This window comes from Labrys sp. WJW, from assembly GCF_001676615.1.
Classification (GTDB): domain Bacteria; phylum Pseudomonadota; class Alphaproteobacteria; order Rhizobiales; family Labraceae; genus Labrys; species Labrys sedimenti.
In genome coordinates this window covers 54062-68789 of sequence record NZ_LYXZ01000034.1, presented here as the reverse complement: position 1 = coordinate 68789, position 14728 = coordinate 54062, and the positions used below count along the sequence as shown (strand labels likewise).

The window sequence follows — 14728 nt, the reverse complement described above, 5'->3', positions numbered from 1 at the left end:
CGCCTCTTCTCTAATCTTCAGTCCGGTCCGTAGCTTCACGATCGCGTTCGTGGTGGCTCTTGAGCGGAAACGGCGGCAACCACGATTCGCGGCGGATGATCCAGCTTTCATAGGTGGGCATCAACTGATCGGGGGCATCGAGGGTGCCCAGATGCACTTCGATTTCGTCAGCGCTGCGTGCGAAAACAGACGAGCCGCAACGGGGACAGAAAAACCGGCCGGCATAGTCGCGTGTCTGGCCCTCGATCGTCACCGCCTCTTGGGGGAACACTGCGGAGGCATAGAAGAGCGCCCCATGATGCTTGCGGCAATCGAGACAGTGACACAGGCCGACCCGGTATGGGCGCCCCGATGCCACGAGCCGGACATCACCACAAAGGCAGCCGCCAGTGAATCGGTCCATGCTGCGCCTCCCCTGCGATCAAGCGATCAAATGGTTACAACGAACCGGCCCTTCATTGCCACGATCCCGCGGGGGATCCTGCGGCCGATTCGCCTTTTTGCCGATCCCCTGTCTCGCTGCATTTTCATACGTCGAAAAGTCAGCTGGCCTTTCGAAGGGCACCTCGAACCGCTCAGTCCCATGCTGCTTAAAACCTGATCCTGCTGCCAACGTATTGGCCAGATCATCGTCTTGCCGAGACCGTCCGGCGGTATATGGATGCCGTCCCGTTCTCAGGCGGCGGTATTCTCTCCTCGACATGAAGAGCCCGAGCTCAGCTGGATCGGCGCTCGCACCTCCGTAATCGGGACTTAGCCCGGCAACACCGGAAGGAAAAACTTTCCCTTTCAGCGTTGTTACAAAGTTGTCATGTAGCATCGTGTCGATGAAGCAGGCTGTAGAAAACTACCGCCTTGCACTCTGGACAAAAAAAGACGGCCGGGACGAACCCGGCCGTAGCTTGGACAAAGTCCAAAAGTCACCATCCAGAGGGGAACGTCAGATGCTCCAGGTCGCCACCGGGAGGATGATGGCCCGAACGTCTGACAAGGCTGAGATTATATTTGCCGGCCCCCTGCTGCAACGTTTTCTTTCACATGCCGGCCCTGCGTGCTGCGCATAGATGCAATTGCTGCCAAAATGCACACCCTTGTCGCCCAATCCTTGATCATGCGGGCACATTACGCGCCCCTGCTGCCAAAACAGGCAGGCGGCCGCCGAACGCCACCTGGAGCAAGGAAATTGACCCGGGTGGGAAATGCTCCGACTTTGATCCGGCTGCCCGGAGGCCACGCGCATCGCAATCAGCAAAACACTCCCTTGCCGCGCCATGCCCGACAAAGACATGCCCCGTGCAAATCTGATGGCGCCTAAACGAACCGCAGGGGCGCCACGGCATCCGACCCGTTTCCGAAATCAGGCCTGAAGCCGTGAGTCATGGTTGCTGCAGCGTCTTTTGCCGAAAAGCGGGGTGTCCCCTTCTCGGCACGGTGCTTTAGAAGGCCCAGCGCTGGGCCTTGCTGACCAGGAAATCCCGGAGAACCTGGATGCGTGCCAGATTCTTCATCTCCTCGGGATAAACGAAATAGGTCTCGAGCTGCGGCATTTCCGCATCGGGCAGCACCTGCACCAGCGTCGACTCACGGCCGACGAGATAATCGGGCAGCACGGCGAGGCCGACGCCCCTCTCCACTGCCGTCTTGACGCCGCCGAGATTGTTGACCTCGAATACCGGCTCGCGCGGATCCTTGGGATCGCGCCCGACGGTATTCAGCCAATTGATCGCCTGCAGGAAGCTGCCGGCCGTGCCGCCGAAGCTGATGATGCGGTGGCGGTCGATCTCCTCGATGCTGCGCGGCTGGCCGAAACGCTTGATATATTCGGGCGCGGCATAGGCATGGAAATGCACCGTGAACAGCCGGCGCTGAATGAGGTCGCCCTGCTCGGGCTGGCGCATGCGCAACGCGACATCGGCTTCACGCATGCCCAGGTCGAGCTCCTGCTCTGTCAGCAGGAGCTTGAGCCGCATGTCGGGATAAAGATCGAGAAACTCGCCGATGCGCGGCGTCAGCCAATAGGTCCCGAGCCCCACAGTGGTGGTCAGGCGCAATTCCCCGTTCGGCTTTTCCCGGCTGTCGCTGAGGGCGCCCATCGCCGCTTCCAGCTTGAGCATGACGTCCTGGGTGGTGCGGAACAGCATCTCGCCCTGTTCGGTCAGGATCAACCCGCGCGCATGGCGATGGAACAGCGGCGTGCGCAGGTCCCCCTCCAGAGCGGAGACCTGCCGGCTGACGGCCGACTGCGACAATCCGAGCACGTCGCCCGCATGCGTGAAGCTGCCGGCCTCCGCAGCCGCGTGAAAGACCTTGAGCTTATCCCAATCCATGAAGCACCCAGTTCAGCCCCGCTCCAGATTCTGCGCTTCGACCCTTGCTTTGCTTCGGTTCAACGTCGGCCAAGTTCAACGCGTATTCGGCGACGCGCGAAGATCTGATTTGCGCAGAGTATATGATGATTGCCTAAAAGTTTGAAACGGGTGGCAAATTTAGGGCGGAAATCGATTTATTCCGCAGCTTCCCTGTGGACTTCCTCAGCTGCCAGCCATTTCTCCGCCTCGAGCGCCGCCATGCAGCCCATCCCGGCCGCGGTAACGGCCTGGCGATAGACGTCGTCGGCGACGTCGCCGGCGGCGTAGACACCCGGAACGCTGGTCGCCGTCGTGCCCGCGACGGTCTGGATATAGCCGCCATTCTTGAAGGTTAGCTGTCCGGCGAAGAGTTCGGAGGCGGGCTTATGCCCGATGGCAATGAAAACGCCGTCCGTGTCATGCTTGGTCACGACGCCGGTTTCGACATTGCGCAGATTGACATGCGTAACACCCAGCGGGATCTCGTTGCCGCCGATCTCGTCGAGCGCGCTGTTCCAGACCACCTCGATATTGGGATGCTTGAACAGGCGATCCTGCAGGATCTTTTCCGCCCTGAAATGATCGCGCCGATGCACAACCGTCACCTTGGCCGCGATATTGGCTAGATAAAGCGCCTCTTCCACGGCCGTGTTGCCGCCACCGACGACGGTAACGTTGCGATTGCGGAAGAAGAAACCATCGCAGGTCGCGCAAGCCGAGACGCCGAAACCGCGGAACTTCTCCTCCGACGGCATTTCCAGCCATTTGGCCTGGGCACCGGTGGCGATGATCAGGGCATCGGCGAAATAGATGTCACCCGTATCCCCTTCCAGGCGGAACGGGCGCTGCGATAGGTCGACCTTGGAGATATGGTCGGAAACCATGCCCGTGCCCATATGCTCGGCCTGCTTGCGCATTTCCTCCATCAGCCAGGGTCCCTGGATCACCGAGGAGAAGCCAGGATAATTCTCGACATCCGTGGTGATGGTGAGCTGGCCGCCCGGCTGGATGCCGGAGATCAGCAGGGGCGACAAATTGGCGCGTGCAGCGTAGATCGCCGCGGTATAGCCCGCCGGGCCCGAGCCGAGGATGATGAGCTTGGAGTGACGGGTAGCCATACCGAGGTTCCAATTCAGGATGCCGCGCGAAGGCGCGCGAGGATTTCTTGAGCAATCAAAGGGGTTGAATCTAGGGGTTCATAGGGGTGGTTTTCAAGATGCCCGTCGAACTTCACCACAGCCCCGTGCGCAATCAGGCCGTCGACGAGGCGCATGATCTTGGCTGGAACGCCCTTGGGCAGGTAGACATGGACGGTCTTGCCGGTCGCCGCTGCCTCGCTGAGCATGTTGGCTGAATCGGCGGTAACCACGAAAGCATCCGCCAACCCCAGCATCTGCGCATAGGGATTTGGCCCCTGCCCGTCCCAGATCCACGCCGGTTTGCCCTCCAGGGCCCGCGCGATCGCCTGTGCCATCGCGGGCGGCGTGCGGCGCGATGGGGTGACCATCAGCCCCACCCCGCTATCGGCCAGCCGCGACAATGCCGATACGAAGCCGTCTACATCATCGGGAGCAAAGGCGACGTCCTTGGAGGGACCGCCCGCCAACACGGCGACACGCGGTTGCGGCAGGGCCGTGAGTTCGGCACGAGCCCCCGCGCGCGCTGCCGCCAGCACGTCCGGCGTTTGCCGGTGCGGCGAGGTCAGCGTCGCCAACACATTGGGCCCGCGCAGACGGTCATGCGCCGGCACCCAGATGAAATCCGCCGCTTTGGTTCCGGTGCGAGGATCCTTGAGAAATACGGTCAGCGTCTCAGGCGAGCGCCGCTTGAGCCAGGACAGATAGCTCACGGCGCGACGGCCGGAGGCGATCACCAGGTCGGGCCAGGGCGGAGCCAGGTTGCGCAGGTCGGCCGGATCGGGCGGCCCCCAGGGCATGGCAAGGGCATAGAGGCGCCGCGGCGATACCTTGTGCTCCACAATGCTGCCGCCGGCTTGCGCCAGCACCGCCTCGGCAACGCCGAGGCACTGCAGGGCATCGCCCGCCTTGCCGTCCGTGAGGGTCCAAATCAGAGCCATGACGGCGGTCTTAACATGTCCTTTCCCGAGCACGCCACCTGGGTTCAAATCCGGCGTGTTTTTTGTCTGGAAATCCAGTCCAGATTAGCTCTCCGGAGCGCTGACAACAGAGTTAAGTCCTTGAGTTCATCGGGTCTTTTTTGTCAATCATATTGAGAACACAATTCACCTTATAACCCGGCGCATCCCCAACTATTGAGAGCTTGACTGAATGACGTCTAAAACGACGAACGCTACATTTTTTGCCGCAGCAATTACTCTACTAACGATGACGGGAACTAGCTATGCTGACTCCGTCGGTGTGGCCTCCTACTACGGCAAGGAATTTAGCGGTCGCCGCACTGCCAATGGCGAACGTTTCAACCCGGGCGGCCTGACTGCCGCGCATCGCTCCCTGCCCTTCGGAACCAAGCTGCAGGTGACGAACCTGCGCAATGGCAAGAAGGTGGTGGTGCGCATCACCGACCGGGGTCCCTTCGCCAAAGGCCGTGTCCTCGATCTCTCCTATGGCGCCGCCCGCGCCGTCGGCATGGTGTCTTCGGGCACCGCCAAGGTGAAGATGGAGCGGCTCGCAGCCCGCTGAGCGAGACAATAAAGAGAAGACGAGCGAATTGGGGCGGCCTCCGGGCTGCCCTTTTTCTTTGCGCCCGCCGGCCTTTGAAGCCGGCAGCGATGCCGTCTCATTCCACGCTCTGGTTCAATTTGGAGAAGATGCGAACCAGTTCCGCCAGGTCGACCGGGGCGAGCGCTGCGACTTCGCGCGGCGTGCGATAATATTCTTCCATCAACTCCTTGCGGGTGACCTCTCCCTTTTCGGTGAGCCGCACCAGCTTCACCCGGCGATCGCCCGGCGCTGGCGAGCGCTCGGCAAGGTCCGCCCGCTCCAGCCGATCTACCAGCCAGGTCGCCGTCGAGGGATCGGCACCCCATTGCCGCGCCAGCGTGCCGATCGGACGCGCCTCTTCCCGATCGAGGGTGAACAGGACCCTGGAATCGTTGGGCGTGAGGCCGCGGCTTTGCAAGCTCTCCAGGCGCTGCGGCGAGGAGCGCATCAGATAATCGAACATCAGCCGCCAGGCCGTCGAAGCGGGGTCGGGGCTGCGATCCGGCGGCGTCATCAGGGCATCCTCGGGCACATGGAAATTCGTTCGCTAAAAATATTTGACTATTAAAATATTTTAGTCAATCAAAATAATAATGAATGGAGATGGCAGCCATGGGAACGACCCCGCAAACCAGAACCTCGGTGCTCATCATTGGCGGCGGCCTTACCGGCCTGACGGCAGCCGCGCTGCTCGCCCATCGGGGCATAGACTGCCTGGTGGTAGAGCGGCATGCCGGCACCTCGATCCAGTACAAATTCACGGGTATCTCGCCGCGTAGCATGGAAATCTTCCGCAGCATCGGGCTGGAGACCGAGATCCGCGCCGAGCAGACCGGCGATCAGCAGGGTGGCGGCATTGCACGGGCAAGAAGTCTCGCCGATCCCGACATCCACTGGAGCGATCTCGGCTGGCCGGATGCCTCCCCTTTCAGCCCCACCCAGCCCGCCACCTGCGACCAGCACGCGCTGGAGCCGATCCTGCGTCGTCATGCGGAACGCCATGGCGCCGACATCCGTTTCAACCACCAGCTCGAAGGCTTCGGTGAGGACGCCACGGGGATCCGCGCCCGCATCCGCAACCTGGCCAGCGGGCGGGAAGAAATCGTGCTCGCCGACTATGCGATCGCCGCCGACGGCGGCAATGGCGGCATGCGTGAGCGGCTGGGCATCGGTCGCAGCGGCCCCGGCCCCCTGCAGCACTGGATCAGCATCATCTTCGATACCGACCTGCCGCCAATCCTGCAGGGTCGGCGCTTCACCTCCTGCTTCATCACCGACCTCAACGGCACCGTCACGCCGCGCGCCGGTGGTCGCTGGCTGCTGGCATTGCAGTATTTTCCGCAGAAGGGCCAGCGCCCGCAGGACTTCGACGCCGCCCGCTGCCGCGAACTGGTGATCCGCGCCGCTGGAAGCCCTGCAATCAAGGCAGAGCCGGTCGACATCAGGGCATGGGAGGTCGCCGCTGCCATCGCCGACCGCTTTCGCGAGGGCCGTGCCTTCCTCATCGGCGACGCCGCCCATCTGATGCCGCCGACCGGGGCCTTCGGCGGCAATACCGGCATTCACGACAGCCACAACCTCGCCTGGAAGCTGGCCATGGTGCTGAAGGGCAAGGCCGGGCCGAGCCTGCTTGACAGCTATGACGCCGAGCGCCGCCCCATCGTGCAGGCAACGCTGGCCCAGGCCCTCGCCCGGCTGCAAAGCTGGTTCAAGGATCCCTCCAACCGCCTGCCGCCAGCCGTGCCGCTCGTGCCGGATTACGACGTCGTGCTCGGCCAGCGCTTCGACGCCGGCGCCTTTCTGCCTGCCGGCCCTGCGCCGGACGCTCCCTTCGAAGCCCATGCCACGCTGGCGGCGAGGCCCGGCACCCGTGCCCCGCATGTCTGGCTCAGACTCGATGGCCAGCGCCTGTCCAGCCTCGATCTTCTCGGCGGAGATTTCCTGCTGCTGGCGAGCAAGGCCATCTGGCGCCAAGCCGCTGTAGAGGCCCGGGAGCGCCTCGACCTGCCGCTCGCCTGTGAGATCATCGGCGAAGATAGCGACCTCGTGGATGTCGACGGCCGCTGGCCGGCTGCCTATGGTCTGGATCCGGACGGAGCCGTGCTGGTACGGCCGGACGGCTTCATCGCCTGGCGTTCTTCCCAGGATGAAGGCAAGCCCGCCGAAGCCCTGCATGACGCCCTGCATCGTCTTGGCCTGGGCACGAGCGGAAATGCGGGGCAGGCATCATGACCGCTCGGATCGCATGCCTGCTCGCCTCCGAGATTGCGCTCTTTGCCTGCGCTTCCACGGTGCATGCCGGTCTCTTGCCTTTTGGAGAGCCTCATTCGAGAGCTGCGACCGCGGAGGCGATCATCGCTGTCATCTTGGCGCTGGGCCTCGTCACCGGCCTTGTCCGGCCATCCCTGGCGCGGCGCGCCGCCCTCGCCGCACAGGGCCTTGCTCTTCTGGGGACGCTGGTCGGCGCCGTCACGATCGCCATCGGCATCGGACCGCAGACGGACGGCGACAAGGCATTCCATCTCGTGCTGGTGGCCGTGCTGGTATTCGGCCTGTGGCTCGCGGGCAGAATCCGGCGGCGTTGACGGGACTTTTGCCATCGGACAGGGGTTTCTGCCGCAGCCCGGTTGCCCCCGAACGGCCGGCGCTCGGACACAGGTCGCAACAAGCACGCTTTGCGTCGCTTCCCGCCTCCTGTGCAAGGCAGCGGCAAGCGTAGCCTCCTCAAGCTATGACGGGCAAACCAAGGGGCATCACCATGGGCAAGCGCGTTCTGATCACGGCGGGCGGCAGCGGCATCGGCCGGGCCATGGCCGAGGCGTTCCACAAGGCAGAGGCGCGCGTATGGGTCGTCGATATCGATGCAGATGCCCTCGCCTCCTGTCCGCCGACCTGGGAACGCGAACAGCTGGACGTCTGCGATGAAGCGGCGGTTGAAGCCTTGTTCGCGCGGCTCCGCGCCGCCTGGGGCGGGCTGGACACCCTGTGTGCCAATGCCGGCATCGCCGGTCCCACGGCTCCGATCGAGACTATAGAGGTCGCGGATTGGCGGCACTGCCTGGCGGTCAATCTCGAGGGCCCCTTCCTGTTCGCCAAGCATGCGACGCCCCTCATGAAGGCACAGCGCTCCGGCGCCATCATCCTGACATCCTCGACCGCCGGAATTTTCGGCTATCCCAACAGGGCGCCCTACAGTGCCTCGAAATGGGCCATCAACGGCCTGATGAAGACGCTGGCAATGGAACTCGGCCCCTTCGGCATCAGGGCCAACTCGATCTGCCCCGGTGCGGTCGAAGGCCCCCGCATGGAAGCCGTCATGGCCAGGGAGGCTGCGGCCAAGGGTACGACGCGCGATACGATCTATCGAGGCTATGCCGGCGGAACCTCGATGCGTTCCTTCGTCGGCGCCGAGGATATCGCAGCCATGGCCCTGTTCCTGGCCTCCGACGCCGCCAGACTCGTGTCGGGCCAGGTCATCGCCGTCGACGGGCATACGGAAAACCCGGATCCGAAGGCGTGACCGCGTCGGGCCAGGAAGTGGTGGTCATGCCTCAATAAAAGGCCCGCCCCATCAGGGGCGGGCCGGATAACGTCCAGATCCCCGACGATCAGACCAGCGTGTTGCAGAAGCGCTGGATACGGCGGCCGGCCTCCTCCAGCGCCTCGGTCGAGGTCGCGTAGGAGATGCGGAAATTCGGGCCGAGGCCGAAGGCCGAGCCATGCACCACCGCCACCCCTTCGGCCTGCAGCAGTTCGGAGACGAAATCCTCGTCCGTCTCGATTACCTTGCCGCTGGGCGTCTTCTTGCCGATCGTGCCGGCGCAGGAGGGGTAGACATAGAAGGCACCTTCCGGCGTCGGACACTGGATGCCCTTGGCCTGGTTGAGCATGCCCACGATCAGGTCGCGGCGGCCCTCGAAGATCTTGCGGCGCTCGGGGATGAAGTCCTGCGTGCCGTTGAGCGCTTCCACCGCCGCCCATTGGGCGATGGTGCAGGCGCCCGAGGTCTGCTGGCCCTGGATCATGTCCATCGCCTTGATCAGCTTCTCGGGGCCGGCGGCATAGCCGATGCGCCAGCCGGTCATCGAATAGGCCTTGGAGACACCGTTGATGGTGAGGGTGCGGTCATAGAGCTTGGGCTCGACCTGGGCCGGTGAGTAATAGACGAAATCGCCATAGACGAGATGCTCATACATGTCGTCGGTCATCACCCAGACATGGGGATGGCGCAGCAACACGTCGGTGAGCGCCTTCAGCTCGTCGCGGCTATAGGCGGCCCCGGACGGGTTGGAGGGCGAATTGAAGATGAACCATTTCGTCTTCGGCGTGATCGCCTTCTCCAGCGCTTCGGGCGACAGCTTGAAATTGGTGGCCAGCGTGGTTTCGGCGAAGACCGGCGTGCCGCCGCACAGGGCCACCATCTCCGGATAGGACACCCAGTAGGGCGTGGGGATGACGACCTCGTCGCCGGTGTTGAGCGTCGCCATCAGGCCGTTGAACAGGATCTGCTTGCCGCCGGTGCCGACGATGGTCTGCGAGGGCTTGTAGTCGAGCCCGTTCTCGCGCTTGAACTTGGCGGCAATGGCCTCGCGCAGCTGCGGAATGCCGGAGACCGGCGGATACTTCGTCTCCCCGCGCATGATGGCGTCGACCGCGGCCTTCTTGATATTGTCGGGCGTATCCATGTCGGGCTCGCCCGCACCGAGACCGATGATATCGCGTCCCGCCGCTTTGAGTTCGCGCGCTTTCTGGCTCACCGCGATGGTCGCGGAAGGCTTGATGCGCGAGAGGGCGTCGGCGAGAAAAGCCATGGCTGGAAACTCCTGTAAGCCGTGGGAAATGCGGGTTGAAGCGGAACATGGCGGTAGCCCGGCGGGCGGCCCCCTACCCGCCCCGCAAGGCGCGCCTCTGCTTAGGCGCCGCCCGGCCTGCATTCAAGCGCAAAGATTACGTCCAATGCACAACTTGCCGGAGAGGTCCCGCGAGTTCATTGCTTGATGACATCGACACAACAATGCCGCGAAACTTCCTCACCGCCGCCCGAGAACGTGCAAAAGGCCGCCGTGATCGGCAGCGATGCTTTGATCGTAGCCGATGCGCTTCATGGCCACGCGAGTTCCTGGTGGTATGAGGCACAGTTGGAAGTAACCGAGTTAAGTGCCGCGTGCGTTTTCGCACTTCGTCCCGCCGGGCGAAGTTCTAGACGGAAGGACGTTAGAGGTTTTCCAGTCGAGCGTTTCGAGGAGATCACGATGGCCGTCAACCAGGCAACCGCACGCATGTTCAAGGCCGACACCCGCGCCATGCGCGTTTCGGCAGCCGAAGCGGAACGTCAACTGACCTTGGCGCTCTGGCTCGTCGGACTTCTCGCGACCGCAACAGTAGTAACAGCGACCATTGGGTTCTTCGCCTAGTCCCCCCGCAAGCGAATTGAACGGGTCGCTCAACGCGCCGGATGGTCCCCCCGCCATCCGGCGCATTTTTTTGGTACAGTCCTTCACACAATTCTTGGCACTTTTCGCTGGTCCCATGGCGCGGCTATTTCAGAACCGATCATTCTGAGACGAGGTCAGCCATGTCCCGAACCACTTCACCGCGAACCATCTTTCTGGCCGGTGCGACCGGTGCCATCGGCGCGCCGCTCTCGCACCTGCTCCTTCGCGCCGGTCACAGGGTTGTCGGCACCACGCGCACGCCTACCAAAGCCGATGCGTTGCGCAAGCTGGGCGTCGAGCCGGTCGTGGTCGATGTCTTCGAGCGTGACGCGCTGATCGCCGCGGTGACGGCCGCCAAGCCCGAAATCGTCATCCACCAGCTCACAGACCTGCCCCCGGCCCTCGACCCGGCCCGCATGGCCGATTTCGTGCCGCGCAATGCCCGCATTCGCCGGGAGGGCACCGCCAATCTGGTCGCGGCCGCTCATGCGGCCGGAGCCCGGCGGATCATCGCCCAGAGCATTGCCTGGGTCTACGCGCCCGGGCCGCTCCCGCATGCCGAGGCCGATCCACTCAACCACGGCGCCGAGGGCCCCGGCGCCGTCAGCGTGCAAGGGGTGATTGCCCTGGAGGATGCCGTGCTCCAGGCGCCGGTCGAAGGCGTCGTCCTGCGCTACGGCTATCTCTATGGTCCCGGCACCGGCAGCGACGGTCCGCGCCGTCCGATGTCCGTGCATGTCGATGCCGCGGCACAGGCGGCGCAGCTCGCGATCGATCACGGCAAGCCCGGCGCCTACAATGTCGCCGAGGCGAGCGCCGAGCTCTCCACCATCAGAGCTTTGGACGAGCTCGGCTGGCGGGCCGATTTCCGCCTTCCGGCCTGAGCGGAGCATGGTTTGCCGGGCGGCATAGGCTTTGCCGCCCTCGGCGACGCTTGTCACTTTTCCCTTGCCACGGCCTCCAATCGGCGCGACGGTTCCGATCAGCCGCCCAAAAGAGCGGCGGCCAGAACAGGAGGGACGCGACAATGACGCAGAACACTCCAAACGGCAGACGATCCAGCGGGCCGCGCTGCATCGCCCTGGTCGGCCCGTTCCAAAGCGGCAAGACGACCCTTCTGGAAGCCATCCTCGCACGCATGGGCGCCCTGCAGCGCCAGGGCACCGTGGCGGCCGGCTCCACCATCGGCGATGCCAGCGCCGAGGCGCGTGCCCACACCATGAGCGTGGAGGCCAACATCGCCTCCGTGGATTTCATGGGCGAGACCTTCACTTTCATCGATTGCCCCGGCTCGATCGAATTCCTGGCCGAGATGCGCCCCGTTCTGCCGGCGATCGATGCCGCCGTGGTGGTCTGCGAGGCCGACGAGAAGAAGGTTCCGGCCCTGCAGCTGATCCTGCGCGAACTCGAAGACCAGAAGATTCCGCGCTTTCTCTTCCTCAACAAGATCGACAATTCACACCAGAGCGTGCGCGATGCCCTGCCGCTGCTGCAGCCGGCCTCCCGCCTGCCGTTGCTGCTGCGCCAAATCCCGATCTGGAAGAACGGCGTGGCTGTCGGCTATGTCGACCTCGCACTCGAGCGTGCCTTCATCTATCAAGAGCATGCCGCCTCGCAGGTGGTCGAGATCCCGCCGGACGAGCGCGACGAAAGCAAGGATGCGCGCTATTCCATGCTGGAGCGCCTGTCGGATCATGACGACGCCCTGATGGAGCAGCTCCTCGAGGAGGTCGAGCCACCCCGCGACCGGGTGTTCGACGACCTCGCCCATGAACTGCGCGACGGCCTGGCCGTGCCGGTGCTGATGGGCTCGGCCGCCAACGGCAACGGCATGCTGCGCCTGATGAAGGCGCTGCGCCACGAGGCACCCTGCATCAAGGAAACCGCCAGCCGCCTGGGCGTGACGCCCGGCTCGGAGCCGCTGGGTTATGTGATGAAGACCTTCCACACCGCCCATGCCGGCAAGCTTTCGCTCACCCGCGTGCTGAGCGGCGCCTTCCAGGAAGGCATGACGGTGACGACATCCTCCGGCGAAACCGGCCGCATCGCCGGCTGTGTCCGCCTGCTGGGCCAGACCACCCAGAAGACGAGCCAGGCACACGCCGGCGATACCGTCGCCTTCGGCAAGGTCGACGCCGCCCATACCGGCGACATGCTCGCCATCGGCAAGGCCGTGCCGCGGCCGGCCGAGATCGAGGCGCCCCAGCCGGTGATGTCCCTCGCCGTCCGGGCCCGTGACCGCAAGGACGACGTCAAGCTCTCGGCTGCCCTCCAGCGCCTGACCGACGAGGACCGGGCGCTCGCCATGGAACAGAATGCCGAGCTCGGCGACACCATCCTGCGCGGCCAGGGCGAGATGCATCTGCGCGTGGCGGTGGAGAAGCTCGCCTCGAAATTCGGTGTCGCCGTCGATTCCAGCCAGCCCCAGATCGGCTATCGCGAAACCATCCGCAAGCCGGTGACGGGCGTGCGCGGGCGCCACAAGAAGCAATCGGGCGGGCATGGCCAGTTCGGCGACGTGGTGATCGACGTCGTCCCCCTGCCCCGTGGCGAGGGCTTCGCCTTCATCGACAAGATCACCGGCGGCGTGGTGCCGCGCAACTACATTCCCTCCGTCGAGGAGGGCGTGAAGCACTATCTCAAGCGTGGCCCGCTCGGCTTCCCGGTGGTGGATGTCGGCGTGTCGCTGACGGACGGCTCCTATCACACGGTGGACTCCTCCGACATGGCCTTCCAGACCGCGGCGCGCATCGGCATGAGCGAGGCGATGCCGCAATGCAATCCCGTGCTGCTGGAACCGGTCCTGGCGGTGGAGATCTCGGTGCCCTCGGACGCCACGGCCAAGGCCAATGCCATCGTCTCCTCCCGCCGCGGGCAGATCCTCGGCTTCGACGCCCGCGAAGGCTGGGAGGGTTGGGATGTGGTGCAGGCCCTGATCCCGGAGGCGGAGATCACCGATCTGATCATCGAGCTGCGCTCGGCGACGGCGGGTGTCGGCACCTTCCGGGCGAAATTCGACCATCTGGCCGAACTGTCGGGCCGGCAGGCCGATACCATCGTGGCCTCCCGGCAGGCGGCGCAATAGGGAGGGTCATCCCGGACAAGCTGCGGCACATCGTGCCGCGGCACAGATCCGGGACCACATAGGGAGCTAAGCGCCCGTGCCGAAGAACGGTCCCGCATCTGCGGAGCAGCATTGCATGCTGCACCGCGTGCGGGATGACATGAGGAATTTGCCCCCTGCCTCCAATGGCGCTAAAGAGCGGCGATGCCGACCATCGAAATCGCCGCCTTCTATCATTTCGCCCGCCTGCCCGGGTTCGTCGACCTGCGCGAGCCGCTGGCCAAGCTCGCCTGCTCGCTCGGCATCAAGGGTATCATCCTGCTGGCGCATGAGGGCATCAACGGGACGGTGGCCGGCACGCCCGAGGCGATGGCGATCTTCCATCCGCGCCTGCGCGAGATTACCGGCCTTCCCGACATCGAGCACAAGACCTCCTTCGCCGAGGAGATGCCTTTCCTGCGCATGAAGGTCCGGCTGAAGGAAGAGATCGTCACCATCGGCGACAAGAGCGTCGACCCGCTGGAGCGCGTCGGCACCTATGTCGAGCCTGCGGACTGGAACGCCCTGATCTCCGATCCGGACGTGCTGGTCATCGACACGCGCAACGATTTCGAGGTGCGCATCGGCAGCTTCAAGGGCGCGCTCGACCCGAAGACCGAGAGCTTCGGCGACTTCCCCGGCTATGTCAGGGACAATCTCGATCCCGCGCGGCACAGGAAGGTGGCGATGTTCTGCACCGGCGGCATACGCTGCGAGAAGGCGACCAGCCTGATGCTGCGCGAGGGTTTCGAGGAGGTCTATCACCTCAAGGGCGGGGTGCTGCGCTATCTCGAAGAGGTCCCGCCGGCCGAGAGCCTGTGGGAGGGTGCCTGCTTCGTCTTCGACAAGCGCGTCGCCGTCGGCCATGGCCTGAAAGTCGAGGACTTCACGCTCTGCCATGGCTGCCTGTCGCCCCTTTCCGCCGCGGACCGGCAATCGCCGGACTATGAGGAGGGCGTGAGCTGCTCCTATTGCGCCGCCACCCTCACCGAGATGCAGAAAGCCTCCTCGCGCGAGCGTCATCGCCAGGAGACGCTCGCCCGCCGGCGCGGCCATGCCCATCTCGGCCCACGCCTTGCCACGGCAGTTGAAGAAAGTTGAAAAAGCCCGTCGTTCCAATGGCATGAGAGCGCTTCGTGAATCGGCTCGGGATGGAGAAAA

General features: G+C 64.2%; 14 protein-coding genes. 8 read left to right on the top strand and 6 right to left on the bottom strand.

All coding sequences use genetic code 11. The annotated features are described in order from the left end of the window. Positions 1–10 precede the first annotated feature (10 nt). The 4 genes from BA190_RS35420 to BA190_RS20360 all read right to left on the bottom strand — a co-directional run bounded on the left by BA190_RS35420 (position 11) and on the right by BA190_RS20360 (position 4425). A complete protein-coding gene (locus BA190_RS35420; RefSeq protein ID WP_082979911.1) occupies positions 11–403 on the bottom strand; it encodes a GFA family protein in 393 nt (130 codons plus the stop codon). A gap of 1033 nt (positions 404–1436) precedes the next feature. Beyond that, positions 1437–2327, bottom strand: coding sequence for a LysR family transcriptional regulator (locus BA190_RS20370; protein WP_068291406.1), 891 nt, complete (start codon positions 2325–2327; stop codon positions 1437–1439). A gap of 176 nt (positions 2328–2503) precedes the next feature. Next, positions 2504–3466, bottom strand: a complete 963-nt coding sequence (gene trxB, locus BA190_RS20365) for a thioredoxin-disulfide reductase (RefSeq protein WP_068291404.1) — start codon at positions 3464–3466, stop codon at positions 2504–2506. 14 nt (positions 3467–3480) lie between these two features. Beyond that, positions 3481–4425, bottom strand: a complete 945-nt coding sequence (locus BA190_RS20360; RefSeq protein ID WP_068291402.1) for a mitochondrial fission ELM1 family protein — start codon at positions 4423–4425, stop codon at positions 3481–3483. 211 nt (positions 4426–4636) lie between these two features. Here BA190_RS20360 and BA190_RS20355 point away from each other — a divergent pair, with 211 nt between their 5' ends. After that, positions 4637–5008, top strand: a complete 372-nt coding sequence (locus BA190_RS20355; protein ID WP_082979910.1) for a septal ring lytic transglycosylase RlpA family protein — start codon at positions 4637–4639, stop codon at positions 5006–5008. Positions 5009–5105: 97 nt separating this feature from the next. Here the strand turns inward: BA190_RS20355 and BA190_RS20350 are convergent, their stop codons facing one another. Then, entirely contained in the window at positions 5106–5543 is a 438-nt protein-coding gene (locus tag BA190_RS20350; RefSeq protein WP_068291540.1) for a MarR family winged helix-turn-helix transcriptional regulator, read from the bottom strand. Between the two features lie 98 nt (positions 5544–5641). Here BA190_RS20350 and BA190_RS20345 point away from each other — a divergent pair, with 98 nt between their 5' ends. The 3 genes from BA190_RS20345 (at position 5642) to BA190_RS20335 (ending at position 8549) form a co-directional block, all read left to right on the top strand. Then, complete coding sequence (locus tag BA190_RS20345) at positions 5642–7261, top strand: FAD-dependent oxidoreductase (protein WP_068291398.1); 1620 nt, start codon at positions 5642–5644, stop codon at positions 7259–7261. Then, the gene (locus BA190_RS20340) at positions 7258–7614 is read left to right on the top strand and encodes a hypothetical protein (RefSeq protein WP_068291396.1); all 357 of its coding nucleotides are present in this window, start codon (positions 7258–7260) and stop codon (positions 7612–7614) included. Before BA190_RS20345 ends, BA190_RS20340 begins: the two co-directional genes overlap by 4 nt. A 173-nt stretch (positions 7615–7787) precedes the next feature. Beyond that, positions 7788–8549, top strand: a complete 762-nt coding sequence (locus BA190_RS20335) for an SDR family oxidoreductase (protein ID WP_068291394.1) — start codon at positions 7788–7790, stop codon at positions 8547–8549. Positions 8550–8637: 88 nt separating this feature from the next. Here BA190_RS20335 and BA190_RS20330 read toward each other — a convergent pair whose 3' ends face one another. Next, positions 8638–9840, bottom strand: coding sequence for a pyridoxal phosphate-dependent aminotransferase (locus tag BA190_RS20330; protein ID WP_068291391.1), 1203 nt, complete (start codon positions 9838–9840; stop codon positions 8638–8640). 186 nt (positions 9841–10026) lie between these two features. On the opposite strand from BA190_RS20330, the gene BA190_RS36055 reads away from it, so the two are divergent. The 4 genes from BA190_RS36055 to BA190_RS20315 all read left to right on the top strand — a co-directional run bounded on the left by BA190_RS36055 (position 10027) and on the right by BA190_RS20315 (position 14668). Continuing rightward, positions 10027–10443 carry a hypothetical protein gene (locus BA190_RS36055; RefSeq protein WP_156771615.1) on the top strand — a complete coding sequence of 139 codons (417 nt, stop codon included), beginning with the start codon at positions 10027–10029 and terminating at the stop codon, positions 10441–10443. 161 nt (positions 10444–10604) lie between these two features. Beyond that, positions 10605–11348, top strand: a complete 744-nt coding sequence (locus tag BA190_RS20325; protein ID WP_068291389.1) for an NAD(P)-dependent oxidoreductase — start codon at positions 10605–10607, stop codon at positions 11346–11348. Between the two features lie 143 nt (positions 11349–11491). Next, complete coding sequence (locus BA190_RS20320) at positions 11492–13549, top strand: elongation factor G (RefSeq protein WP_068291387.1); 2058 nt, start codon at positions 11492–11494, stop codon at positions 13547–13549. 183 nt (positions 13550–13732) lie between these two features. Further along, positions 13733–14668, top strand: a complete 936-nt coding sequence (locus tag BA190_RS20315; protein WP_068291385.1) for a rhodanese-related sulfurtransferase — start codon at positions 13733–13735, stop codon at positions 14666–14668. Positions 14669–14728: the final 60 nt, after the last annotated feature.